We start from the raw sequence: 24,920 nt of genomic DNA on the forward strand, positions 1-24,920 counted from the left end.
TTTGCAAAAGTAAGCCTTTTTTTATTAAAGCAGATTTACAGCATTTTATTTAACAGTTCCACAGGCGTAATAAAGACTCTGTACAGCAAACCTTCCCATGTAAAACCCTTACCCGACATCTCAACTCTATACAGTAATGAAAAAAGGATAAAAAGAAGAATGATTCCATTTTTTAAATTTAAACCAAAACCTTTTGAAACCTCATCAGAATTGCGTTTGGGAAGATTTAAAGAAAAAAGAACGATCAGAAAAATCATGTGAATATAGAGCCATCTTCCCCAGTCGATTGCGAGATAAAACAGGGGCAAAGAGAAGAGAAATGCAGAAATTAATAAAATAGACAGAAACTTTCGTGTCTTTTGAAACTTTAAATAAATTCCGACATGTACTGCACTTATAAGGAAGCTGATCAGGTATAATCTGTAGTCATCGAAATGCTCTTCTATGTATTTCCGCTCATCAAAATTCCAGAAAAATATTCCTTTGGTTAAAATTACACCACGGTCTTTCAAAATTTCAAGAGACTGACCGTCGTTGATTTCTTTTCCGAGGAGAAGTATTAGTACTGCAGGAACGAGAGTTACGAGAATGTACTTAATGTATTTTTGAGTTTCAAATTTTCCACTTTTTAAATATAAGCCAATTAAAAAATAGGGAACAAAAAAGAGTGTGATCTCATGGAAAAACATGGCAGTCAGCAATCCTAAACAGATCAGATATTCCTTAAATCTGCTGAGTTTGTCCTGATCTAAAAGATTGATAAAAACAGCAAACAGGAAAAAGACTATAAATTCTTTTTTTCCGACATAGTCAACGCAATTAAAAATCCCGATAAAACCTAAGGACGACAGCAAAAGCGAGAGATACAGTAAGTCCGGCTGTTTTCTCTGAATAATTTTAAAATAAGTATAAAAAAATCCACAAATAATGATGACTTGGAAAAAGTAAACTGCAAGATTTAATTTTAAAGCTGTAAAATCCTGAATAAGAAAAAAGAAGCTTCCGGAAAGCCCTCTTCTTTTAAAACCGCCATCCTGATAATTGATGAGCCAGTCGCCAAGAATATACCCGTCGGAATTGCGGTTGTGTATAAAAGTAAAAACCAGCGCAAAGACTGCGGTTGCCAGAATCAATAAATTGATGAGCAATCTTACGGTAAAAATTTCTGCGGCTTTTTTCAAATATGTGGTTTTTGCAAAATAAAAGAACCGAAACCGTTTTGAATTTGCCCGTTCTTAAATTTGATTGTCAAAAATAGGAATTAAAGCGTATTCAAAAAACAATTTCGGTTCTGTTTTATGATGATTTAATTTAAAATTGAGCAAAATTATTACCCCAACCCTAAAGGACGTTTTTTTGCTCAATTTTAAAGAATTTTTTCACCCAATACGATTTGGGAAAGAAAAATTCTTGTTATATAAACTAAAACTTCTACTTCTTCATAATTTTTACTACAACTTCTGCGTCATTGATTCTTACCAGATAAAAACCCTGTGTTAAATCTGAAACATTGGTCTGATTATTCTCAAATTTACCTTTTCTCACCATTTGCCCTGAAGCATTGTAGATTTGGTAGTAATAATCTTTTCTCACATCAGCCTTGATATAAAGAATATCCTGCACAGGATTTGGAAACAGAGAAATTTGATTTTTAACCTCTTTTTCTTCGATTTGTTTCTGAGTGAAAACGTTGGTAGCCTTGAAAGCACCTGCCTGCGTCACAGGAATTGCAGGAATTGGCCCCGCCTGATCTCCTGATGCGTTGGTATTGACTTTCACACAACGGCAGTTCATTCCAAAATAAGGATCATTATTATCATGGAAAGCAATCATTCTGTTGGCACTTGAAGCAGCATCAAACAGAATATTGACAGGTCTGCCGATATAGTTTGAATTTAATGCTCCCGTCCAGACTCCCGGATACTGATAATTGTTAACATTAAAAGTTCCTGTCGCCGTTTGATTTGCCGCGACACTTCTGAAACCTCTCGATCCTGAATTCGGGAAATTACCGACATTGTAGGCAGGATTGTTGTAAATATAACCGATTGTTGTAGTTGTACTGTTTCTCACTCTTGTTCCCAGATAATCAGTAAGCACACTGTAACTTGTAGCTACTTTTTTGTCTTTTTTGTACCATGGCGAAATTCCAAAATCTCTGTTGGTGATAATTGCTGTGCCTGTTAAATCAGGGATTCTCCAACCTTCCGGACACGGATCGTAAACGGATTTTTCACCACCTCTTCCCCAGCGGTCTGCTGCTAAATTGGGCTCATCTGAGATCCAGTCTGACCCGTTTGTATAATTCGGAACAGCAGAATTGTAAGGTGCAAAAGTACTTGGAATCATGTACACCAATGGATTTCTTACAGAATAAGATAAAATTTTAGCTAATTTTTCCGGAACAGTATCCTGAGTAACGACATTCGCGTTGCTTGCGTTTGAATAAGTGTTGTAAGGAACGATATAATTTCCTGAAAGATTATTGTAGTTCGCATAGCTAAGCGCTGTGTAGGAAACGGTTCCGTTAGCAGCAACATTCCCCAGATAAATGCTGTAAGAAGCTCTGTTGTCAGCATGCTGGAACGGAGGAATGGGATCTTTTCTTCCCCACTGATACTGCATTCCGGTGGAAGCTCTGATTTGCGCAAGCTCAGTAGCGTTAGGCGTAAGCGGATTTGCCACGACAGGGAAAGCATCGGTAGCCCCAAGGTTTCTGTCCATAAACTCGGTTTTCAGAATATCGCCTTTTTGGACGTAGTTGATGTAATTCGGCGCATTGGAATTTGGCGTTTCCGTAGCATAAGTGAAAGAAGAAATCGCACTGTCAGTCACCCAAATATGCCATGACCAATACACTGGACTGGCAATACTTCCGTTGTGAAGCGTAATCACGGCATTTCCACTCTGGTTCGGATTGATATTAACCTGAATTTTTGTATTCGAAAGATCTGCTATACTTGACGGAGACGGATTTGAAAGCGCGACAGAACCAATCAGTGCTGTGTTGGTGGACCAGAGAACATTCGCTTTTAAACTGTTAAAACTTGCTGAATTCAGTATTGTCTTGTTATTCAACAACTGGCTTTGTACTGAAAACGCTTTAGATACAGGAATTTCAACCAAAGTTGAAGTGGTGTTTTTTACAATCTGATAAGTATTTGGATTTTTTAGACCTTCCATATAATCTGTCGGCTCATCATAATATTCCGTAGGATAATTGTAGTTATGAACAATATATCCCGGATCCTGAATGCATCTGCATGCGTTGGCATCAGAGGTTTTAGCGGTTGATGTCGGCATATACCAGTATCTTCCTTTCACGGTTGCATCGCCCGGATTGGGTGTGTCTGACTGATATTTATCCGGAACCATAAACAAAGCTCTCGCAGAAACCGCTGGTGTAGCATCGGAAAGTCTTGTCATGGTTGCCGTCCACAAACCTACCTGATGCTGATCGGTGTACTGACCTTGTTGTGAATTAATCGCCAACTGGCCAGTTCCCGGGAAAGTTCCCATATTAAAACCACCCACCGAAGTCATGTCAAAACCTACATTCGGATATACTTTAAAACCGGTCATAAATGCAGGAACTCCCGCATCCGATGGCTTTATAATATGATTTCCCGCACTTTCGAATGCTGTTTTACCTAAATTGGTACGAACGCCAAATGGGGAAAAATCTATTCTAACATCATCAACGTAGGTTGGAGATGCCAGATTGGCAACCAGCATCGATGGCAAACGCCATCCATTCGGGCAAGGATCGAAAGGAGATTTTCTTCTGTACGGCTGAGCCGCGTCGTCTGCATTGTAATTTGTGCTTACATTTCCTTCTGCATTGTCGGACCAAAGATTTAATTTCGGTAAATCCTGACCCAAAATATCTGAAGATGCACCGAACCAATTGTACATCAGGTTGGCATTGTTATTATAATACGCCGGCCCGGAAAGATCATCTTTATAAACATAAATTGGGCTTAAGGGATTATTGATCGAAAGCGCCATATTATTTTCCACAGTTGCTGTAGAAACAGGTGTGAAAAGTCTTAAATTATCAAAATTGATTGCATTGGTAAAGTTTTTCGCTCCTCTGTGACGCACTCTTCCGATGCTTCCTGAAACCTCATAAAAATCATCACCTTTTAAAACCAGTGGCGGAATAGGATCTTTTCTACCCCACTGATACAAAAGTCCACCGCTTCTGTTCCACTCTCCGGCGGTGTTTGATGATGAGATCGCACCTAGATTTCTGTCCATCCATTTCCATTCTCCTGCAGGGATTACTTCAGGGGCTCCGGTGGCAGTTTCTCTTTTAACATTATCAAAACTACGGTAAGTGGAACCGTCTGTAGGATCATCTGTCACCCAGATATGCCATGACCAGGCAATTTTACCATCTACTTTAAAGGCAATAACTGCATTTCCTTTTTTACCTTTATTTACAGGAACAACTATTTTTCCTTCTTCCTTGGTTCCAGACAAACGAAGTCTTGCACCACCGCTTGTTTTAATCAAACCATGATTGTCTTCCCAAAGCAATTCTGCTGTTGTCTTACCATCGTAATTGAAACTGTCTTTGTTGAGATATTTGTAGAAGGTCCACACTGCGTATGCTTTTTTCACAGGAATATAGATTCCGTCGTTCGTGGTGGAAGGATCGAAAATATAACTGTTTGGAGCTAAAAGCCATGGGTAGGTGTAGGCCCTGGCCGCATTCACATCGGGATCCATGGGGATTTTTGATGCGTTGACAAAATTATTTGCCGGCTGATCACTTTTTGCAAAATCCTGCTGCGCATACGTGTTGCAAAAACTTAATAGTACAAAACCTGCTGAGGTAAAGCTCTGAAAAATAGATTTTTGTTTCATAATAATACTTAGATACAAATTTTAGTCTTTAGTTTTAAAGTTTCAATTGATTATATCAAAATAAGTTATAATAATCGTTTATGAGTAAACACATAAACACAAATAACATTTATAACTGATGATAATTCAACGATGGCAAAAATATGTATTTAAATTCACAATTTGGAAAACTGAGAATTAATTTTTCATTATGAATCAAATATTTTTTTGAAACACGGAAGATTTATGGTAACAAATAGTTGTTATACAGCTCAATTGTGAAGTTTCCGTTAATAATATTTTTAAAGCTGGAGAATACAACAAAGTTGAAAATGAAAAGTGAAATGATAAAAGTGTAAATCAATCTCTTGGTCGCATCGCTTACCACATACATGGTATTAATAATGATGATATAGGAAAAACCAATAAATGCTCCCGCAAGACGCGACGAGAAAATAGGATTGTTTCTGAATATAAAATACGCGCAAATACCAATTACCGCATAGTTTCTGTGATACTCATAGTAAGGAAACTTTTCTTTCATCTCATTATCAAAAAAGAACAGAAAGAATGTGAGAACCGCCATCATTCCCTCAGGAACACCGATACCTCCGTTCAGACGGGTAACAGACTCATCGACGTAACCATTAAAACCTTCCACAAGCATATTGTCTGAAGCTACACCTTCCAGAAAACTTCCGAAAATACGGTAGACTTCAAACGGAGACAGAAAGATGGAAATAATAATTGAACCCAGCATCACTGCTTTATTAATCGGAATTCTTGCCACCCAGTACATTGGGAGAAAAACATAACATACATTGTGAATACCTGCACCCAAATAAATAAACAGCAGATACATAAAAAGCTGTCTGGACTTTATAAACCGTATTGAATAATATACTATAAATGACCCTAAACACTGTCGGATCTGTCCACTTTCCCCGATAAAAAACCCAGGTATAAAAATGAAGAGGATAAATGTGAAGGGATAAAATGTATTTTCTTCTATGTACTCAATCTTAAAATATATGGTTATTGCGGCAATAACAAGCGTCAACATATAAAAAGGCGCATTAAAAACATTCAGCAACACCTTGTTAATCAGAACAAAAATCCATTCAAGTTCAAACGGATTGGGTGGATCGAGATATAATGCTTTAAAAATAATACTCACATAATCGATCTGATCCGAAAATGCATAAATCCCCACATAACTTCCATAATCAGGCCCAACATACTTCCTCAGCCCTGCAATTAAAATCAGAAAAATCCCGAGATACCAGAGGTATTTTTTTTCAACCCTGCGGCCAAAAACTTCCTGCGCACTGAAAACCAACAGCACAACAAAAACAATCAGGTAGTAAGGGTGAAATAAACTCATTTAAGCTTTATGAAATTTATGTTTTGGGAAGAAATCACCAGTACTCCCAGCAAAAGAGGAAGCCAAAGTCTTGTTTCCCAAAACAGCCCGACAAAAGTAATCATTCCAAGATAAGGAACAGACAGGATGATAAAATTTTTGAAAGTATTCCGCTCTGCAACTCCGCAAAGTTGATAAATAAAGTATAAAACAACAGTACCGAAAACTAATCCTGCAAGATTAAACGGACTGCTGAAATTCTGAACGAGATAAAATCCCTCTGCAACCGCACCTTCCTGAGGGATGATCATTCTGAGCCCGATATAAGGAATTACAAAAGCTAAAATTACAGCGGTGATCTCTTTGTAAAAAGCAAAATTTTTAATACTGAACTTTCTGTAATCAAAAAATAAAGCCGCGAAAAACGCGATATTCAAACAGGCTGTTTCCCGTACAAATGTCGATATAAAGATAATTCCGACAAGAATAAATAAATCTCTACTCTGTCTCGATTTTGAATACTTTAAACTGAAAAAAATCCCTGCCAGGAAAAAGAATACAGCGATGGAATCACAGTTTGTCGGCACATACTGCACGATGACCATCAGAAATACACCCAAAAGATGAAGCAACTTTCTTAATCTCGGATCCGAGGCAAAAAGGTTGGGTTCAAACTTTAAAATTTTATTTAAAACCACAGACGAACCCAGAAAAAAAACAAGATTGATCAGAAAAATACTGTGGTAAAAAACCGTTCCGTTTTTTGCGATAAACGGTTTTAAAGAAATCAGATTTGAATTGATAAAATCTGTCAGAAAAGTTGTGATATGAACGGTAAGAAAATTAGGAATCACACGGTAAGCATACACCGACGAAAACATAAAATCTGGAGCTCTCTCCATCGTTTTCAGTTTTACGTACGACGATTCGAAACCGTAATATGCCATGAAAAACAGCAAAAAAGGAAGTATTGCTGTAAAGAGGACCGAACTTATTTTTTCATCGTTGTTTTGCAACATACGCCGCCGAATGTAATGTTTTTGCTTCTGCTGACCGCTCGAGCGTTGCAAAAGTAGAATATTTTACTGATTATCAGCAAAACTTCGCCTATAAAGTTTTGACCTTAAGCCTAAAAAATTAAATTTGCAACTTGATTTAACTGGGCAATGCATCGCTTTTTCATCCAATTATATTATCTGATTTCCAAAAACCGGATTGTTTCCATCGCTGTGGCTTTGGGAATTCTCATTGTCTGTGGATTTTTTGCTTCGAAAATAAATTTTGAAGAAGACATCAATCAGATTATTCCTAAAAATGAAAAATCGGATTTGACAGCTAAAGTTCTGAAGCAGCTCAACTTTTCAGACAAGATTATCGTCATTATCGAAAAAAAATCGAAGGACGAAAATTTTCAGCTTTCTGAAACAGCGGATGCTTTTTTAAATAAAATTGAACCTCTCCAAAAATATATCGGTTCGGTTCAGGGAAAAGTCAATGATAATGAAATCTCCGAAACTTTCGATTTTGTCAATCAGAATTTACCTTTGTTTTTAGATGAAAATGATTATTCTGAAATTGAAAGAAAAATCAATAAAGACAGCATTGCAAAACAGGTTGAGAACAATTATGTCTCTTTGGTTTCGCCTACAAGTCTTGTGACAAAAGAATTCATAAAAAAAGATCCTTTGGGAATCACTTTTCTCGGCATCAAAAAACTGAATGCTTTAAATATCAGCAAAGATTTTAAACTCGAAGATAACTACATCGTTTCAAAAGATGGCAAAAACCTACTTCTTTTCATCGATCCTAAAAACAAGAGCAACGACACCAAAAACAACGAAGTTTTCGTCGACAGTTTGAATAAAATTAAAGACGACATCAACAAAAATTTTAAAGGAAAAACCGAAATCAGCTACTTTGGATCGCCGGTAATTGCGGTTGCCAATGCACAGCAGATTAAAAAAGATATCCAGAATACGGTGATTATTTCAATGACAGTTCTGCTGATCTTGCTGATTTATTATTTCAGGAATTTCTTCACGCCACTCATCGTTTTTCTGCCGACCGTTTTTGCGGTTTTTATTTCACTGATGATTCTGTATTTCATTAAAGATAAAATCTCGGCGATTTCACTCAGCGTCGGAGCAATTCTGATTGGAATTACAATTGATTACGCCCTTCATATTCTCACACATTACAAGCACAACAATAATATTGAAGAGCTTTATAAAGAAATTACGCAACCAATCATTCTTAGTAGCGCAACAACAGCGGTTTCATTTTTATGTCTGGTTTTTGTGCGTTCTGAAGCATTGAGAGATCTCGGACTTTTTGCTGCGATTACGGTTTTTCTGTCTTCATTTGCGGCTCTAATCATTGTTCCGCAACTGTATCATCCGAAAGAAAAATCAGGAAAAGAAAGCACCAATTTCATCGATAAAATTGGAAATTACCCTTACGAGAAAAACAAACCTCTGATTATCGGATGTTCTGTTATGATTATTGCCTGTCTTTTCGGGTTTCGTCATGTTGGTTTTAATGAAAATATAGGTGATTTAAATTACATTCCTAAAGATTTAAAAATCAGCGAAGCCAAGCTTGAAAAACTGTCTGACATCACTTCAAAATCGATTTACACGATATCGTACGGCAATTCTGAAAGCGAAGCGTTAGCGAGAAATTCAAGATTGAGCAACTTTTTGGAAAAGGAAAAGCAGGAAGGAAAAATTTTAAGTTATAATTCGATTGGAAATGTTGTTTTGTCTGAAAAAGATCAGCAAAAAAAGGTAGATCAGTGGAACAGATTCTGGAATCAGGATAAAAAAAATCAGACGATTTCTGAATTGGTTAAAAACGGAAATGAATTTGGCTTTAATGCTTCTGCCTTTGATCAGTTTAATGAAAATTTAAATAAAACCTATTCCAGTTTAAGTTTAAAAGATTACCAAAAAATAAAGGCACTTCAAATCTCAGAGTTTCTGAGCAATGAGAACGGATTTTTCACGGTTTCGAATGTGGTAAAAGTGGATGAAACCAAAAGAGATGCATTCATCAAAGACGTTGAAAAAAGCCACGAATCTTTGGCAATCGACCGTCAGCAAATGAATGAGAACTTTTTAGGTTTATTGAAAAGAGATTTCAATACTTTGATTAATTATTCACTTCTGGCAATTATTTTGACCATCATTGTTTTCTTCAGAAATTTTGAACTGTCTTTACTGACGATGTTTCCGATTGTTTTAACGGGAGTTGTAACTGCCGGAATCCTCTACTTTTTAGGTTTAGAATTAAATATTTTCAGTACGGTTGTCTGCACTTTGGTTTTTGGCGTTGGCGATGATTTCAGTATTTTCCTGACGAAAGCGATGCAGAAAGAGCATACGACTGGGAAAAATGAACTTCCGACCTATCGGATTTCTATTATTTTGGCGGTTTTCACTACGATTTTATCCATCGGATCTTTGATTTTTGCCAAGCATCCGGCATTGCATTCATTAGCCTTGGTCGCTCTGATTGGAATGTTTTCTGTCATCGTCATCACCTCCACATTATATCCGTTCTGGTTCAGGTTTTTAATTATCAACAGAGCTAAAAAAGGCTTGTCGCCAATTACTTTGAGACTGTTTTTAAACTCAGTCATCTCTTTTATTTACTATGGTTTAGGCGGATTGATTTTCTCTGCCAACGGAAGTATTTTCGTGAAAAGATCGAAAGGAAAAACTTTGGAATTCATTAAATTAGTTTTAGCAAAATTTCTTGTTTCTGTTTTATACACCAATCCTTTTGTCAGAAAAAAAATCATTAGAAATCCTGATGAAAACTTCTCTGAGCCTGCCGTAATCATCGCCAATCACACTTCATTTCTCGATACACTGGTTATGGGAATGGTCAGCCACAAAATTGTTTATCTTGTGAACGACTGGGTGTATAATTCTCCGGTTTTTGGGAAAATTGTGCGGGCTTTAGGCTTCTATCCTGTTTCTCAGGGCATTGAAAACGGCATGGAGCAATTGAGAGAAAAGATTGCGCAGGGATATTCGCTGGTTGTATTTCCTGAATCTGAACGTTCATACAATAACGATGTCAAAAGATTTCACAAAGGTGCTTTTTACATTGCGGAACAGTTTAATTTGGATATCGTTCCGATTTACATTCACGGAAATTCTGAAGTACAGCCGAAAGGAGATTTTATTATTTTTGACGGAAGCATTACGGTAAAAGTAGGCGACAGAATCCGTAAAGAAGATTTGAGTTCTGGAAAAGATTATTCTGAGAGAACGAAAAAAATCAATGCGTATTTCAGAAATGAATTTGCGAAACTGAGAAATGAGCTTGAGGATGAGAATTATTTTAAAAAGAAATTACTTTTAAGCTTTTTATATAAAGAAAATGAAGTTGTAAAACCTGTAAAGGAAGATTTCGATAAAAACAAATCGGTCTATTTTGAACTGAACAAACACATTCCGAGGGACGCTACTGTTTTTCACATTGCTGATGATTTCGGGCAGAAAGATGCATTACTCACACTTCAGCAAGCCGGACGCAGAATTTTCAGTTTAATCAGTGATTCAGAAAAAAGAGCTGTAGCAAAAAACAGTTATCTTGTTCACAAAAGAAAATTGAATTACATTGATAATCAGACACAAATCAACAAAAATATTGATGTACTTTTAATTTCTGACGAAAAATATCATCTTACTGATATCAAAGATTTTCCGGAGACCATTATTCTGCTGAATATTAAAAATCAGACTTTTGAAAACGCAAATTATAAACAATTGTTTAATTCAGAAGCAATAAAAATTTTTAGGCACGAATAATAAATCTGAAAATCTTATTTTTGTAAACCATAAAATAGATTAATGCAAAAAAATATACTTGTCTTATATTACACTCAGACCGGACAGCTGGAAGATATTGTAAAAAATATTGCCCAACCCTTTGAAGATAAAAAAGACGAATATAAAGTAACTTACTACAACATTCAGCTTAAAAAAGATTTTCCTTTTCCGTGGCCGTCTGATGTTTTTTTCAACACCTTTCCGGAATCTTATCTTCAGATTCCAAGTGAAATTCTGCCACCGCCTGAGGAGGTTTTAAATACAAAATTTGATCTGATTCTTTTTGGCTATCAGGTTTGGTATTTAACGCCGTCTATTCCGGTAATATCATTTTTAAAAAGTGGATTTGCAGAAAATATCCTGAAAGGCACGCCAGTTGTTACCATCTCCGGAACCCGAAATATGTGGATGCTTTCTCAGGAAAAACTGAAGGTTTATCTGAAAAATTTAGACGCAAAATTAGTCGGAAACATTGCATTAGTCGACCGGAGAGATAATTATACAAGTGTTTTAACGATCCTTCGCTGGATGACCACCGGACAGAAAGAAAAATCCGGAGTCCTTCCTGCGGCAGGCGTTTCAGACGAAGAAATAAACGGAGCCGGGAAATACGGGAAGATTATTGAAAAGCATTTCCGCAACAGCGATTTCGTAAATCTGCAGCCCGAACTGGTAAAAAACGGAGCAGTAGAAATCAGAGCTTTCCTTGTGAGAGTTGAAAAGGTGGGGAACAAAATTTTCACGGTGTGGTCTAACCTTATCATGAAGAAAAAAGAAAAACGCCCGATGCTGATCAAGTTTTTTAAAGTATATTTAATGGCTGCAATCTGGATCATTTCACCCATTGTTTTGATTTTTCATATCTTGCTTGCACCTATTTTGTGGAACAAAAGACAAAAACAGAAAAAATATTTACAAGGAATTAATTTAAAATAGAAATGTACGACGTATTCATAACAAAAGCTTCAACATACTTGCCAAATGAGCCGGTTTCTAATGATGAAATGGAAAGCTATCTTGGCTTAGTCAACAATACTCCTTCTAAGGCGAGAGCTTTAATTCTGAGGAATAATAAAATTACAACCAGATACTATGCTTTAGACAAAAACGGAAAACCTACACATACCAATGCGCAAATTACTGCAAATGCTGTGGAGGGACTTTTTGACGAACATTTCAAGAAAGAAGACATGGAGCTTCTTTCATGCGGAACCACTTCAGCAGACCAGATTCAGCCTTCACACGCTTCTATGGTTCATGGTGAACTGAATATCGGTAAATCGGTTGAAATCAACACCTCTACGGGACTGTGTAATTCCGGAATGAATGCGTTCAACTACGCCTTTCTGAATGTTAAAGCCGGGGTGAAGAATAACGCCATCTGTGTAGGTTCAGAAAGATTTTCTGCATGGATGACAGCCGATAAGTTCAATCACGAAGCGGAAAACCTTAAACTTTTGGAGGAAAAACCTATTGTTGCTTTCAAAAGAGAATTTCTGAGATGGATGCTTTCGGACGGAGCCGGAGCTTTTCTGCTTGAAAACAAACCGAGAGAAAACGAAATTTCTTTAAAAGTAGAATGGATGGATTTCTATTCTTACGCGCACGAAATTGAAGCTTGTATGTATTCAGGATGCGAAAAGCAGGAAGACGGAAGCCTGAAATCATGGGCAGAATATCCTGCTGAAGAATGGCTGAATCAATCTATTTTTGCATTAAAACAGGATACAAAACTTTTAGATAAATATATTTTAGTAAAAGGAGCAGAAAGTTTAAGAGCATCTTTTACCAAACACGATCTTGACCCTGATTCTATCGATCATGTATTAGCACACATTTCTTCAGGTTACTTCAAAGAAGGATTAAAAGAAGAATTTGCCAATGTAGGACTTGATTTCCCTTGGGAAAAATGGTTTTACAATCTTTCTGAAGTTGGAAATATTGGTGCAGGATCTATCTTTATTGCTGTTGAGCAGCTGATGAATTCCGGTAAACTGAAAAAAGGAGAAAGAATCATGCTCTGCATCCCTGAAAGCGGAAGATTTGCTTATTCTTGTGCTTTATTAACGGTTTGCTAATGGGAATTTCTGTACCAACCAACGACAAAAATTTTGTTGAAAGTTTAATTCCGCAAAAATTTCCTTTTGTGATGGTGAGTGGAATTTCAGAATATTCAGACGAGAATCTGGTTTCAGGATTTGAAATTAAAGAAGACAATATTTTCGTTCACGAAGGTGTTTTCCAGGCTTCAGGATTAATCGAACATCAGGCTCAAAGCGTTGCTCTTCATACAGGATATAAATTTTATCTTCTCGGAAAAGAAGCACCTACAGGCTATATCGGAGCCATCAAAACATTTGAAGCTGAAACTTTACCGAAATTGGGTGACCATTTGGTTTCTGAAGTAAAGATTATCAATGAAATGATGGGCGTAACGTTGGTGGAAATCATTACTAAAATCAACGGTCAGATCATTGCAAAATCTGAGATGAAAACCGTAGTAAAATAGGTGTAAAGAGTCAGAGAAAAAGTAAAAAGAGACAGATGATCAGTCTGCTTTGTTTTAAAGAAGTTTTTAAAAAACTCGTAATATCCTAGGAATTGCAAAGATTTAAATTAGCACAATACAAACCTAACGGGCTTTTGAAACCTATTAGGTTTTAAACATAAAAAAATGGAGTTAAAGGAAGACAACCTCATCAACATTCATCATTTTCTGCCTCATCGCGCACCTATGCTGATGGCAGATTATATTCTGAAGCTTACTCCGGACAAGGTTGTGACTTCTTTTGATATCAAATCTGACAACATTTTTGTTCACAACAACCATTTTGTGGAAGCTGGACTGATCGAGCATTCTGCACAAACCTCCTCTTCAATTCTCGGACAGAGTTTTTTTAAAGGTCCGGATGTAGAAACGAAGGTGATCGGTTTCATTACTAATATCAAAAAAATTGAAATTTTTGATTTGCCTGAGGTTGGCGACACCATTATTTCCAAAGCAACCCTGATTTCACAATATGAAAACATCTGTCAGATTTTCTGTGAGACTTTTTTGGGTGAAAAGCTGTTGATCCGTACGGAGATCAGCTTGTTTATTCAGGAGTTGAAATCATAAAACATTTATTATAAAAAACAGAAGCCAACCTGATAGTTGGCTTCTGTTTTTCGTGATGTACTGTTACTTGGAAAGTTCCCGCAGTCTTTCAAGTAGTTTAGCAATAGCTTCATTATTTTTACTGTACAATGTGAGACTTTTCTTGGTTGGCGATGGCTGATAAATTCTTACCCTCATATTATCCAACTCTATGTTTGCATCTTTGAAACTGTACGTCTCTGTAAAACTTTTGTCTTCAAATGACATTGTAACATCCCCATTATCAGCAATACTTACATTTTTAAATGTGTATGATGGTGGATCATAGAGTCCTCTCAACGCATAGCTTCCCTCAAGATTTTTATTTAATGCGTCTTCGATTTTTTTTAATTCCGCATTTTGTGCAAAAGTGAATGTACACAATAATAGTAATAAAGCAGTTAGATAAGTTTTCATAGTTATTTATTTAAAATTCTAAGTCAAAAATACCAACTCATTCTAAATTCTGCAATCACACAAAAGGGTTATATTCTGTGTAATTTATTATTGATTTATCTTAAAATTAATCGTGATATATATTCTGATGATTCAATCTAATTAAAAGTTTTCTGCTTCTAAGACGTACTTTTTCCCACAAATCATCCTTTAAATGATAGGTGTAAAACAACTGTCTACGATCAATCTCGTCAATTACTTTTTTAAGCTCAAAAAACAAAGTCTTAATATCCTGATTTTTCAAATATTTTTCAATTAAAAATTCAGAATCTTCAAACTCTAAAAGAAGTTCTTCAGCATTATCATATTTCTCATCTTTAAACAAATTATGAATGTATTTTTCCTGGTCGGAAGCGTCCTGAGACAGGATTTTAAGTGACTGTATAAGTAAATTATCATTCATCAGTTATTAAATAAAATTCAAATTAAATAAAAAAAGTGAGACATTTCTGCCTCACTTCAAACAATTTATATTAATGAAAAATTAATATCCAAAGATTTCTTCCAGGGTAACTTCTTTGAACTCACCCATTTTGTTGATCGATTCCATATTCAGGTTTTCTTTTTTCCCGATGATGGCGGTGTTGTACTTCAACGGTTTAATTTCTTTGTTATAGAAACTTGTCAGTTGAGGCAACGTCAGATTTTGAATTTCAGTATAGTAATCTTTTCTGATATCGTAATCTACGCCAAGTTTTTTCAGTGCCAATTGGTTGTAGAAAATATTGGTTCTGTTGATTCTGTTTGATGCAATCTGCTTCAACGCTGAACCTTTAGAATTCTCAAACTGCGCCGGGATCTGAGGGAAATCTGCCATCAAATCATTCATTGCGTTTACTGCAAGAGGTAATTTGTTTGCCTGAGTTCCGATGTAGTTGGTCACATAGTTAGGATGATCTTTTTCAGAAGCCGTTCCATAAGAAACATAAGCAGAATAAGCTAAAGACTTACTCTCTCTGATTTCCTGGAAAACGATAGAAGACAGTCCGCGCCCGAAGTACTCATTAAATACATTTGATTTTCCGAAGTCTGCAAGGTTCACGTTACTGCCTTTTGCCACTTTCGCCATTTCCATTTGTACCATATCATAAGCTGTGAAATATACTTTGCCTTCGGTTGCCGGCTCTGCATATACCTTAGCTTTCGCAGGCTGCAGTTTGGTGTCTGCAATAAATGGTTTTACTGCTTTTTCAAGACCTTTCTGATCTTCTCCGTACAAGAAAACTTCGTAAGGATATTGGTTCAAAGTCTTGATTTTAGACATCAGATCGTTAACGTTGATGCTTTCCAGACGTTGTTTTGAGATAATATCAGTCATTCTGGAATCCTTTCCATACTTAGCATAATTGGAAAGTGCTGCCATAATTCTTGCTTTATCTTTTTTGGCCACTTCTCTGGATTCTAAGATTGTTTTTACCGTCTGATCATAAATTGCTTTGTCAGCTTTTACGTTGGTCATCCAGTGGTTCAACAGTTCTACTCCTTTCTTCATATTGCTTTCCAGTCCGCTCAGATAGATGATCGTCTGGTCATTTGAAGTTCTGAAACCGTTGGAGATTCCTAATTGATAGAATTCTTCTTTTAACTGTTCAGGAGTATATTTATCGGTTCCTAAATATTGTAAAACGCTTACGCCAAGGCTCAGTTCTTTATCATTATCTGTCCCGAAAGGAAAAATATAGTTGACCTGAGCTACTTTGTTGTATTTGTTTTCAACGAAACTTATTTTCTTGTCTTTGATCTGCGAAGTGGCGATAGCCGTTTTGTAATCAATAAACTGAGGTTTGATGTCTCCCGCTTTTGTTGCCAACAGATCTTTAAGGAAAGGCGACTGTGCTTCTCTGTTCAGTTTAATCGGTGTGATGGCAGGGTTCTGTACGCGAACCAATTTATCATTCACTCCTTTTTCTTTATAAACGACTACATAATTGTCTTTGAAAAACTCGTTGGCAAATTTTACAATATCTGCTTTGGTAATTTTTTCATAATCATTGATCTCGTCTAATTCCTGCTGCCAGGTTCTTTCGTTGATGTAAGCATTGTAAAGCGTCGTTGCCAAGCCGTCGGCAGTTTCCCAGCCTTTCATACGCTGTACTTTCATATCGTTGACGATGGCTTTCAGCATCCAATCCGGGAACTGCCCTTTTTTAACTAAATCTAACTGCCCAAGCAATAATTTTTTAGCCTCATCAAAGCTTTGCCCATCTTTCGGTACAACATACATTGTAAATGCACCATAAGTTTTGTAAGGTGATTCGTATGCTCCTGCGCTCAGCACTTTCTGTTTTTGGCTGATGTTTAGATCGATCAAACCAGCATCACCGCTGTTGCTCAGAATTTCAGCAACCATGCTTGCCATTCTTGCATCTTTGGTTCCATATGAATCAGATCTCCAGGCCATGGTCATTCTTGGCGCAGAAGGACTTTTTACAGTTCTGCTTACCACCTGTGTCATTGGCTCCTCAGAAACCATTTTCTTCATCGGAAGTTCCTTGTATTTGAAAGCTCCGAAGTATTGGTCAACTAATTTTATCGTTTTGTCGAAATCTAAATCTCCTACCAAAACTACCGCCATATTGTTAGGCACATAATACGTATCAAAATACTTATGAATAGCCACCATTGAAGGACTTTTCAAATGCTCTGACGTACCGATTGTCGTTTGCTGACCGTTCGGATGCTTAGGGAAAAGCGCCTCCATTAAAGTATAATTTACCAAACGGCTGTCGTTATCCTGAGCTCTGTTGAATTCCTCATAAACCGCTTCCAGTTCTGTATGGAAAAGTCTTAAAACCAATTCTGAGAAACGTTCTTTTTCAACTTTAAGCCACTTCTCCAACTCATTAGCCGGAATATTATTTTTGTAAACCGTTTCATCTAACCAGGTGTGAGCATTAGTTCCCGTTGCTCCCAAAGAAGAAATCGCTTTGTCATATTCATTGGCAATCGCAAATTTTGATGCTTCCTGAGAAACATCATCGATTTTCTTATAGAGTGCTTTTTTCTTTTCAGGATCTTTTTCTGCTTTATGCTGTTCGTAAAGGTCAGAAATCTGCTGCAGCAAAACCTTTTCCTTTGCCCAGTCCTGAGTTCCCAGGTGAGAAGTTCCTTTGAAAACCATGTGCTCAAGGTAGTGAGCCAATCCTGTATTATCGCCAGGATCGTTATTGGAACCTGTTCTTACCGGAACATAAGTCTGGATTCTCGGAGCATCGTCGTTTTTTGCGAGATAAACTTTTAATCCGTTTTTTAAAGTATAGACTCTCACTCCCGCCTGATCATTTTTCACAGTTTCGTACGTATAACCCTGACTGTCAGTCACTGTCTGCGTATCAAATTTCTGCGCCATTGCGTTGATCATGAAAAAGAATGAAAGAGAAATAAAAACTTTCTTCATAGTTGAATTTATTAAATCATTTTAATTGGTAAAATTAGTCCAAAAATTAAAGTTTTTGTTACAGTCTTTAATTTATATACATAAATAACGACAAACAGAAACAATCTTTATAAAATCCAGGACATTATGATCTGGACATTCCATTATCTTATGTCCTGCATTTTTATTATTTTAGCACATCGAAAAATCAGTACAACAGATGCTTGAAATATCATCTGAATTTAACATTAATCTTCCCGGATGAAAAAACAAGACATTCCACAAGACGAAAGTAATTTGCAGTCAGCAAATATGACCGAAATGTTATATGTGACTGATGAAAATAACAATTATACCACCGCGCAAAGCATCGGTTGGGAAGCCAAAAAAGCGGCTCTCGATGAATCTATGCAGCTCATCAATGAAAGAATTGAAGAAGCAAAACAAAACGTTGCGAATAATGTAGCAAGCCCAATCGTCTATTTTATGGAACTTAATAAAATGGATTTGCAGGTTCTTGCAGCATACGTCGGAAAGTGGCAATGGACAGTCAAACGACACGCAAAACCTAATATATTTAAAAAACTCAGCGATTCAACTTTGAAAAAATACGCCGACACGTTCGGAATTTCAGTAGATGAATTAAAAAACTTCAATGGTAAATAAACCTTTTAGGTTTCAAAAACTATAAGGTTTAATAAAATCCAGACTTATAATGAAGATCAATTTCGAACACCACCAGACAGCCCACTGCGAAAACGGTGTTGCCTCCAATCTATTACTCAACAAAGGATTAAAACTCAGCGAACCCATGATTTTCGGAATCGGTTCCGGATTGTTTTTCGTGTATCTTCCTTTTCTAAAAGTGAATTTTGCGCCGGGTTTCAGTTACCGTCCAATGCCGGGAGCTATCTTCAGTAAAGCGGCAAAAAGATTAGGAATTAAAATCAAGAGAATTAAGTTTTCAAATCCTAAGGAAGCTCAGGCTGCTTTGGAGAAGAATTTAGAACAAAATATACCGACAGGTTTGCAGGTAGGCGTTTTCAACCTTACTTACTTTCCAGAAGAATATAAATTTCACTTCAACGCCCACAACTTAGTTGTTTACGGAAAAGAAGACGGAAAATTCCTCATCAGCGATCCTGTGATGGATTTCGCAACAACGCTGACCGAAGCTGAACTTGAAAAAGTTCGTTATGCCAAAGGTGCACTCGCTCCAAAAGGTCATATGTATTTCCCGACACACATCCCTGAGAATGTTCATCTGGAAGAAGCTATCAAAAAAGGGATAAAGGACACCTGCAAAAATATGTTGGCTCCAGTTCCGATTATCGGAGTTAAAGCAATGCGTTGGGTGGCGAAAAGCATCCCGAAATGGGCTGAGAAAAAAGGCACGAAAGTAACCAACCATTATCTTGGACAACTCATCAGAATGCAGGAGGAAATCGGAACCGGCGGTGGCGGATTCAGGTTTATTTACGGTGCTTTTTTACAGGAGGCCTCAGTGATTCTTAAAAATGACGAGTTGAAAGAATTATCTAAAGAAATTACCGCAATCGGCGACCTGTGGAGAGACTTTGCCGTGGATATTGCAAGGGTTTACAAAAACAGAAACTCGAAAAGCGATATTTATAATCAGCTTTCAAAATCGATGTTGCATATTGCCGATTTGGAGGAAGCGTTTTATAAGAAATTGAGAAAAGCGATTTAACCGTCAGCAAATTAATTTATCTAAATTTGTATTAAATTACAATGACGTATGACGACATTCAGTTTCAAAATAGACTCTCGCGAGAGTAAAAAAATCAAAGCTATTTTAAAAGCATTGGGCGTGACTGATTTGAAAATCAAAGAAGAAGAAATTCCTTCTAAGAAGTTTACTGAAAAAGTTGAACGAGCCAGAAAGGACTATTCTGAGGGAAAAACGGTTGCTGTAAATACAAAAAACATATGGGAAGGTATCGAATAGTCCGCACCAAAGAAGCGGAAAAAGACCTTGCTAAAATTTTAAAATCCGGTAATAAATCTGATATTAAAAAGGTGGAAATATTCTTTAATGAAATTGAAGACCATCCCAGAACCGGCACAGGTGTACCTGAACAGTTAAAATACTTTGAAGGAGAAGTCTGGAGCAGACGCATCAATAAAAAAGACCGATTTGTTTATGAAATTTACGAAGAAGATAAAAATGTAATTGTAGTAAGTTCTCTGGGACATTACAATGACGATTAAGTCATCTTTTCGTTAGTTTTCATTCATAAATCCTCAAAAACAAACAATGTCAAACCCCATCATCGAAATAAAAAACCTCTATAAGAAATACAAAAATTCGGAAGATTTTTCGGTTAATGATATCTCTTTGAACATCGATAAAAACGAAATCTATGGAATTCTCGGTCCCAACGGAGCGGGGAAAACCACATTGATTTCTATGCTTTCAGGTTTGATTAAACCAACGTCAGGAAGTTTTACCATCAACGGTTTGTCGCCTAAAAAAGACAATTCGAAAATCAAACAAATCATCGGCGTAGTTCCACAGGAATATGCGCTCTACCCGACTTTAACAGCTAAAGAAAATCTTTTGTTCTTCGGAAGTCTGTATGGTTTGAAAAACGATTATCTTCACAAAGCGATCGATGAAGCTTTAGAATTGATGGGCTTAACGAAATTTGCCAATAAAAAAGTCGACCAGTTTTCAGGGGGAATGAAACGCCGTTGCAATCTGATTGCAGGAACGCTTCACAACCCCAAAGTTCTTTTTCTGGACGAGCCGACTGTTGGCGTTGATGTTCAATCCAAAAAAGCGATTATCGATTATCTTTTAGATTTAAATAAAAAAGGAACGTGCATTATTTACACCTCGCATCACTTATCTGAAGCCGAGGAATTCTGTACAAAAATCGCCATCATCGACCACGGCAAAATCCACGCGACTGGAACTCCTGAAGAATTGGTGGAAAGAGTTTCCAATGCTGAAAACCTGGAGGATGTTTTCATTTCATTAACCGGAAAAGAATTGAGAGATGTTGTATAAATTGTGGAGAAGTTTCATCAAGGAAATTCAGTTGTTGAAGCGAGATTCGGGCGGGATTGTAATCATCTTTCTGATGCCGTTGTTGTTGATTATTACGATTACTCTAATTCAGGATTCGACATTCAAAAATCTGGAAGGTTCAAAAATTCCGATTATTTTCATCGATAACGATAAATCTGAAGTTTCGAAAGTCATCAAAAAAGAACTGGAAACCAGCAAAACATTTGAACTCGTCACCGATTACAACGAAAAATCAGCTGAAAAAGCTGTTTTCACGGGAGATTATCAGATGGCCATCGTCATTCCAAAAAATCTGACAAAAGATTTAAATTCAAATATCGATTCTAAAGTTCAGACTGTTGTAAGTTCGTTTGGCCTGGAAACCGATTCTACTTCGACAAAAGCTGTAGCTTCAAAGGCAAAAGACATTCATCTCTATTTCGACCCCGCCACCAACGCAGGTTTCAAAAATTCTGTGATGAATGCCATCAACAAAATGGTTTTCGAAATTGAGAATAAAAAAATCTACAAAGCCTTCCAGGACCAACTCGGAACAACGGAAGACCTTGAAAATAAAAGTTTGATTACCTTCAAAGAAATCACACCAAACAAAGACAACGAAGAAGTAATGCCAAATTCCGTGCAACACAATGTTCCTGCGTGGGCGCTGTTTGCGATTTTCTTTATTGTGGTGCCGTTGTCGATTAACTTAGTCAAAGAAAAAAGTCAGGGAACGAGCGTGAGAGTTCGCGTGAGCCCGACGCCGTATTACATTCATATTTTAGGAAAAACATTCACCTATCTCATCATTTGCGTCATCCAGTTTTTGCTGATGGTTGCAGTGGGAATCTGGCTTTTCCCGCTGATGGATTTGCCTCAGTTTGATGTTTCAGGAAAAATGTTTCACCTTCTCATAGTCACTCTTTTTGCAGGATTGGCAGCGATTGGATTTGGAGTTTTGATTGGAACCGTTTCCGACACTCAGGAACAGTCAGCGCCGTTTGGAGCGACTTCTGTAGTAGTCTTGGCAGCAATTGGCGGAATCTGGGTTCCGGTTTTCCTGATGCCCGAATTTATGCAGAAAATTGCGCAGTTTTCCCCGATGAATTGGGGACTGAATGCCTATTATGATATTATTTTAAGAAACAGCGGCATTGGCGAAATTGCCAAAGAACTGATTTTCTTATTTTTATTTTATATTGCGATGGTCAGCATTTCTTTATTGTATGAGAGGAAACAAAATAGTGTTTGATTCAACACTGTAAAGATTTTTAGGAGCCGGGAACCTGCTGTCCACTATATCTTTTTTGTCATTGCGAACGAAGTGAAGTAATCTATAGAGCTTGTCAGCAATCGCAATGACAAAAAAGGATGCCGTTCCCATCAGGGCTAAGGATTTTGGGGGAAATTCACGTTTTGTCAACCCTAACCAAAAGTCAAAACATATTAAAAGGGTAATTAAAAATGAAGCATATTTTCATCATAATATTAGGTTTCGCAATAATTCAATGTTCGACCAGCAAAAAAGTAATTTCCTCTGGAAACGAAAAATTGGAATTTAAACTTGATACTTTATCTTTATTTGATAAAAGTAGAAACCGAAAAATTCCAATTGCGATTTATCAACCAAGTGACGAAAAGAAAGCGAATAAAATTCCAATTATTTTCAGTCACGGTTACGGAGAAAATAATGGTAGCGATTATTTGCAAGCTTATACCTATTTAACAGAGTTTTTAGCTTCACAAGGTTATTTTGTTGTCAGCATTCAACACGAGTTGAAAACTGACGAACTTTTGGCAATGACTGGTAAACTACAAGAAACCCGAAGGCCAAATTGGGAAAGAGGTTCTCAAAACATATTGTATGTCTTACAAAAAATCAAGCAAGATTATCCTCAATTAAAATATGATGAGCTCTCATTGATTGGACATTCGAATGGTGGAGATATGACAGTGTTATTTGCTCACAAATATCCAAACCTTATCAGTAAAATAATTTCAATGGACAATAGACGAATGGAATTGCCAAGAACTTTTAAACCAAAAATATTTACTTTGCGCTCCAAAGACTATCCAGCAGACGAAAATGTTTTGCCAACCAACGAAATATGATATAACCGTTCAGTTTACTGACATAAACCATAGCAGTATGGACAATGATGCTAACGGAACTGAAAGAGATTATTTAAGAAGAAAAATTTCAGAATATTTAAAAAAATAATTTTTTAAATATAATTAATGAAAAAAGCTGAAACAAAAATGCAGTCTAAAAATTTAACCTGTACCGAAGAAGTACGCGTCCGGTTCAACGAGACAGACCCGCTGGGAATCGTCTGGCACGGGCATTACATTGTGTATTTTGAGGACGGAAGAGAAGCTTTCGGAAGACAGCACGGTTTAACCTACCTCGACATTCAGAAAGCCGGATTTGTAACGCCGATTGTGAAAAGTACGTGCGAGCATTTTCTTCCCTTGAAATATGGAGAAACATTCAACATTGTAACGACTTTCATCAATTCTGTTTCGGCAAAACTAATTTATAAATACGAGATTTTTAATCAGCAGAATCTATTGGTTTGCAGTGGAGAAACCATTCAGGTTTTTCTGGATTCTGAAAATAATTTATGCCTGTACAATCCCGAGTTTTTTCAGGCTTGGAAAGATAAAATGGGATTATAGTCGGCTTTTGGCTTTTCAAAAAAGATTCAAAAATTTTAGTAATTAATGAACAAAGAAATTTACATTACAGATTATAACTGCGTCACGCCTTTAGGTTTTGATGTGGAAGCAAACTGGAACGCACTTTTGGAAGGAAAATCCGGCGTGGCTTTGCATAAAATTATCGATAATCACGAAGCTTTCTTTGTTTCTAAAATTGATTCTGAGAAACTAGAAGAGAAATTTAATAAACACTTCGACAATCAGAATTTCACAAGACTTGAAAAAATGTTTTTGCTCAGTCTGAAACCTTTGATAGAAAGACATTCGATTTCAGATGACACTGCTTTTATTCTTTCAACAACAAAAGGAAATATCAGTTTATTAAAAAAAGAAAACACTTTGCCGGAAGGTGTTTATCTTTCAAAATTAGCTCAAAAACTGGCAGTTTTTTTTGGATTTAAAACCAAACCGATTGTCGTTTCCAATGCTTGTGTTTCTGGTGTGATGGCGATTTCTGTGGCAAAAAATATGATTCAGGCAGAAAAATACAAAGACGCTTTTGTCGTTGCGGGTGATGAGATCTCTGAGTTTGTAATTTCTGGTTTCAATTCTTTTCAGGCGATTGGAAGCGAACCCTGCAAACCTTACGACAAAAACCGAAATGGAATTAATCTGGGCGAAGCAACTGCAAGTGTTTACATCACTTCAGAATTAAATCAGAAAGAAAAATTTAAGTTTAAAATTCTGGGCGACTCAGGCATTAACGATGCCAACCACATTTCCGGACCATCAAGAACCGGCGACGGATTGTTTGCCAGCGTACAAAATGCGATGAAAGAGGCGAAAGTTTCTTCAGACCAAATCGATTTTATTTCCGCTCACGGAACGGCAACCCTTTACAACGACGAAATGGAAGCCATCGCCTTCAACAGAATGAATTTGCAAAATGTTCCTCTTAACAGTATGAAAGGATATTACGGACATTGTCTGGGCGCATCAGGTTTATTGGAAAGCATTATTTCTATGGAATCGGCTCTGAAAAACACTTTAATTCCATCCAAAAATTTTGAAGAAATGGGCGTTTCTCAGGATTTGAATATTATAACAGAAAATCAGTCGGCAGAAATTAAATATATTTTGAAAACGGCTTCTGGTTTTGGTGGATGTAATGCGGCCATTGTTTTGGAGAAATGTTAAAACTA

The 24,920-nt window shown here is 36.7% G+C and carries 21 protein-coding genes; 14 read left to right on the forward strand and 7 right to left on the reverse strand.

From position 1 onward, the window contains the following. Nucleotides 1-35: 35 nt before the first annotated feature. The 4 genes from IC610_RS14160 to IC610_RS14175 form a co-directional block, all read right to left on the reverse strand. Nucleotides 36-1,181 carry a hypothetical protein gene (locus IC610_RS14160; protein WP_191737432.1) on the reverse strand — a complete coding sequence of 382 codons (1,146 nt, stop codon included), beginning with the start codon at nt 1,179-1,181 and terminating at the stop codon, nt 36-38. 250 nt (nt 1,182-1,431) lie between these two features. Continuing rightward, on the reverse strand, nt 1,432-4,872 hold the full coding sequence (locus tag IC610_RS14165) for a T9SS type A sorting domain-containing protein (protein ID WP_191737433.1): 3,441 nt from the start codon (nt 4,870-4,872) through the stop codon (nt 1,432-1,434). Nucleotides 4,873-5,095: 223 nt separating this feature from the next. Then, nucleotides 5,096-6,235 (reverse strand): EpsG family protein, encoded by a 1,140-nt coding sequence (locus IC610_RS14170; RefSeq protein ID WP_191737434.1) that lies wholly within the window; start codon nt 6,233-6,235, stop codon nt 5,096-5,098. Beyond that, nucleotides 6,232-7,233, reverse strand: a complete 1,002-nt coding sequence (locus tag IC610_RS14175) for a glycosyltransferase family 39 protein (protein ID WP_191737435.1) — start codon at nt 7,231-7,233, stop codon at nt 6,232-6,234. The genes IC610_RS14170 and IC610_RS14175 overlap by 4 nt, the downstream gene beginning before the upstream one ends. Before the next feature lie 147 nt (nt 7,234-7,380). Between IC610_RS14175 and IC610_RS14180 the strand changes: the two genes are divergently transcribed. The 5 genes from IC610_RS14180 to IC610_RS14200 all read left to right on the forward strand — a co-directional run bounded on the left by IC610_RS14180 (nt 7,381) and on the right by IC610_RS14200 (nt 14,173). Then, on the forward strand, nt 7,381-11,034 hold the full coding sequence (locus tag IC610_RS14180) for an MMPL family transporter (RefSeq protein WP_191737436.1): 3,654 nt from the start codon (nt 7,381-7,383) through the stop codon (nt 11,032-11,034). Between the two features lie 42 nt (nt 11,035-11,076). Then, nucleotides 11,077-11,991, forward strand: coding sequence for a dialkylrecorsinol condensing enzyme DarA (locus tag IC610_RS14185; protein WP_191737437.1), 915 nt, complete (start codon nt 11,077-11,079; stop codon nt 11,989-11,991). A gap of 2 nt (nt 11,992-11,993) precedes the next feature. Continuing rightward, nucleotides 11,994-13,133 (forward strand): beta-ketoacyl-ACP synthase III, encoded by a 1,140-nt coding sequence (locus IC610_RS14190; RefSeq protein WP_056075875.1) that lies wholly within the window; start codon nt 11,994-11,996, stop codon nt 13,131-13,133. After that, nucleotides 13,133-13,564: a hypothetical protein gene (locus IC610_RS14195; protein ID WP_191737438.1), complete on the forward strand. Its 432-nt coding sequence runs from the start codon at nt 13,133-13,135 to the stop codon at nt 13,562-13,564. The genes IC610_RS14190 and IC610_RS14195 overlap by 1 nt, the downstream gene beginning before the upstream one ends. Before the next feature lie 165 nt (nt 13,565-13,729). After that, the gene (locus IC610_RS14200; protein WP_191737439.1) at nt 13,730-14,173 is read left to right on the forward strand and encodes an ABC transporter permease; all 444 of its coding nucleotides are present in this window, start codon (nt 13,730-13,732) and stop codon (nt 14,171-14,173) included. A gap of 63 nt (nt 14,174-14,236) precedes the next feature. Here IC610_RS14200 and IC610_RS14205 read toward each other — a convergent pair whose 3' ends face one another. The 3 genes from IC610_RS14205 to IC610_RS14215 all read right to left on the reverse strand — a co-directional run bounded on the left by IC610_RS14205 (nt 14,237) and on the right by IC610_RS14215 (nt 18,044). Beyond that, nucleotides 14,237-14,608, reverse strand: a complete 372-nt coding sequence (locus IC610_RS14205) for a hypothetical protein (RefSeq protein ID WP_191737440.1) — start codon at nt 14,606-14,608, stop codon at nt 14,237-14,239. 106 nt (nt 14,609-14,714) lie between these two features. After that, the gene (locus IC610_RS14210) at nt 14,715-15,050 is read right to left on the reverse strand and encodes a hypothetical protein (RefSeq protein ID WP_191737441.1); all 336 of its coding nucleotides are present in this window, start codon (nt 15,048-15,050) and stop codon (nt 14,715-14,717) included. Between the two features lie 81 nt (nt 15,051-15,131). Further along, entirely contained in the window at nt 15,132-18,044 is a 2,913-nt protein-coding gene (locus IC610_RS14215) for a M16 family metallopeptidase (RefSeq protein ID WP_191737442.1), read from the reverse strand. A 240-nt stretch (nt 18,045-18,284) separates the two neighbouring features. On the opposite strand from IC610_RS14215, the gene IC610_RS14220 reads away from it, so the two are divergent. From IC610_RS14220 to IC610_RS14260, 9 genes are all read left to right on the forward strand, one after another. Then, complete coding sequence (locus IC610_RS14220; RefSeq protein ID WP_191737443.1) at nt 18,285-18,689, forward strand: hypothetical protein; 405 nt, start codon at nt 18,285-18,287, stop codon at nt 18,687-18,689. 49 nt (nt 18,690-18,738) lie between these two features. Then, a complete protein-coding gene (locus tag IC610_RS14225; protein WP_191737444.1) occupies nt 18,739-19,734 on the forward strand; it encodes a BtrH N-terminal domain-containing protein in 996 nt (331 codons plus the stop codon). Between the two features lie 48 nt (nt 19,735-19,782). Continuing rightward, a complete protein-coding gene (locus IC610_RS14230) occupies nt 19,783-19,992 on the forward strand; it encodes a DUF2683 family protein (RefSeq protein ID WP_191737445.1) in 210 nt (69 codons plus the stop codon). Then, nucleotides 19,974-20,255 carry a Txe/YoeB family addiction module toxin gene (locus IC610_RS14235; RefSeq protein ID WP_191737446.1) on the forward strand — a complete coding sequence of 94 codons (282 nt, stop codon included), beginning with the start codon at nt 19,974-19,976 and terminating at the stop codon, nt 20,253-20,255. Before IC610_RS14230 ends, IC610_RS14235 begins: the two co-directional genes overlap by 19 nt. 46 nt (nt 20,256-20,301) lie before the next feature. Next, nucleotides 20,302-21,057 carry an ABC transporter ATP-binding protein gene (locus IC610_RS14240; protein ID WP_191737447.1) on the forward strand — a complete coding sequence of 252 codons (756 nt, stop codon included), beginning with the start codon at nt 20,302-20,304 and terminating at the stop codon, nt 21,055-21,057. After that, nucleotides 21,047-22,309 (forward strand): ABC transporter permease, encoded by a 1,263-nt coding sequence (locus tag IC610_RS14245; RefSeq protein ID WP_191737448.1) that lies wholly within the window; start codon nt 21,047-21,049, stop codon nt 22,307-22,309. The genes IC610_RS14240 and IC610_RS14245 overlap by 11 nt, the downstream gene beginning before the upstream one ends. A gap of 212 nt (nt 22,310-22,521) precedes the next feature. Then, nucleotides 22,522-23,169, forward strand: a complete 648-nt coding sequence (locus IC610_RS14250; protein ID WP_228462933.1) for an alpha/beta hydrolase — start codon at nt 22,522-22,524, stop codon at nt 23,167-23,169. 126 nt (nt 23,170-23,295) lie between these two features. Beyond that, nucleotides 23,296-23,736, forward strand: coding sequence for an acyl-CoA thioesterase (locus IC610_RS14255; RefSeq protein ID WP_394368297.1), 441 nt, complete (start codon nt 23,296-23,298; stop codon nt 23,734-23,736). 45 nt (nt 23,737-23,781) lie between these two features. Continuing rightward, the gene (locus IC610_RS14260) at nt 23,782-24,915 is read left to right on the forward strand and encodes a beta-ketoacyl synthase N-terminal-like domain-containing protein (protein ID WP_191737449.1); all 1,134 of its coding nucleotides are present in this window, start codon (nt 23,782-23,784) and stop codon (nt 24,913-24,915) included. Nucleotides 24,916-24,920: the final 5 nt, after the last annotated feature.

Origin of the sequence: Chryseobacterium caseinilyticum (assembly GCF_014837145.1) — a bacterium.
Lineage (GTDB): Bacteria > Bacteroidota > Bacteroidia > Flavobacteriales > Weeksellaceae > Chryseobacterium > Chryseobacterium caseinilyticum.

Excerpts from the sequence above, each read along its gene's own strand:
- IC610_RS14165 (WP_191737433.1), bottom strand. The coding sequence starts at position 4,872 with ATGAAACAAAAATCTATTTTTCAGAGCTTTACCTCAGCAGGTTTTGTA.
- IC610_RS14170 (WP_191737434.1), bottom strand. The coding sequence starts at position 6,235 with ATGAGTTTATTTCACCCTTACTACCTGATTGTTTTTGTTGTGCTGTTG.
- IC610_RS14175 (WP_191737435.1), bottom strand. The coding sequence starts at position 7,233 with ATGTTGCAAAACAACGATGAAAAAATAAGTTCGGTCCTCTTTACAGCA.
- IC610_RS14180 (WP_191737436.1), top strand. The coding sequence starts at position 7,381 with ATGCATCGCTTTTTCATCCAATTATATTATCTGATTTCCAAAAACCGG.
- IC610_RS14185 (WP_191737437.1), top strand. The coding sequence starts at position 11,077 with ATGCAAAAAAATATACTTGTCTTATATTACACTCAGACCGGACAGCTG.
- IC610_RS14190 (WP_056075875.1), top strand. The coding sequence starts at position 11,994 with ATGTACGACGTATTCATAACAAAAGCTTCAACATACTTGCCAAATGAG.
- IC610_RS14195 (WP_191737438.1), top strand. The coding sequence starts at position 13,133 with ATGGGAATTTCTGTACCAACCAACGACAAAAATTTTGTTGAAAGTTTA.
- IC610_RS14200 (WP_191737439.1), top strand. The coding sequence starts at position 13,730 with ATGGAGTTAAAGGAAGACAACCTCATCAACATTCATCATTTTCTGCCT.
- IC610_RS14205 (WP_191737440.1), bottom strand. The coding sequence starts at position 14,608 with ATGAAAACTTATCTAACTGCTTTATTACTATTATTGTGTACATTCACT.
- IC610_RS14210 (WP_191737441.1), bottom strand. The coding sequence starts at position 15,050 with ATGAATGATAATTTACTTATACAGTCACTTAAAATCCTGTCTCAGGAC.
- IC610_RS14215 (WP_191737442.1), bottom strand. The coding sequence starts at position 18,044 with ATGAAGAAAGTTTTTATTTCTCTTTCATTCTTTTTCATGATCAACGCA.
- IC610_RS14220 (WP_191737443.1), top strand. The coding sequence starts at position 18,285 with ATGAAAAAACAAGACATTCCACAAGACGAAAGTAATTTGCAGTCAGCA.
- IC610_RS14225 (WP_191737444.1), top strand. The coding sequence starts at position 18,739 with ATGAAGATCAATTTCGAACACCACCAGACAGCCCACTGCGAAAACGGT.
- IC610_RS14230 (WP_191737445.1), top strand. The coding sequence starts at position 19,783 with ATGACGACATTCAGTTTCAAAATAGACTCTCGCGAGAGTAAAAAAATC.
- IC610_RS14235 (WP_191737446.1), top strand. The coding sequence starts at position 19,974 with ATGGGAAGGTATCGAATAGTCCGCACCAAAGAAGCGGAAAAAGACCTT.
- IC610_RS14240 (WP_191737447.1), top strand. The coding sequence starts at position 20,302 with ATGTCAAACCCCATCATCGAAATAAAAAACCTCTATAAGAAATACAAA.
- IC610_RS14245 (WP_191737448.1), top strand. The coding sequence starts at position 21,047 with ATGTTGTATAAATTGTGGAGAAGTTTCATCAAGGAAATTCAGTTGTTG.
- IC610_RS14250 (WP_228462933.1), top strand. The coding sequence starts at position 22,522 with ATGAAGCATATTTTCATCATAATATTAGGTTTCGCAATAATTCAATGT.
- IC610_RS14255 (WP_394368297.1), top strand. The coding sequence starts at position 23,296 with ATGAAAAAAGCTGAAACAAAAATGCAGTCTAAAAATTTAACCTGTACC.
- IC610_RS14260 (WP_191737449.1), top strand. The coding sequence starts at position 23,782 with ATGAACAAAGAAATTTACATTACAGATTATAACTGCGTCACGCCTTTA.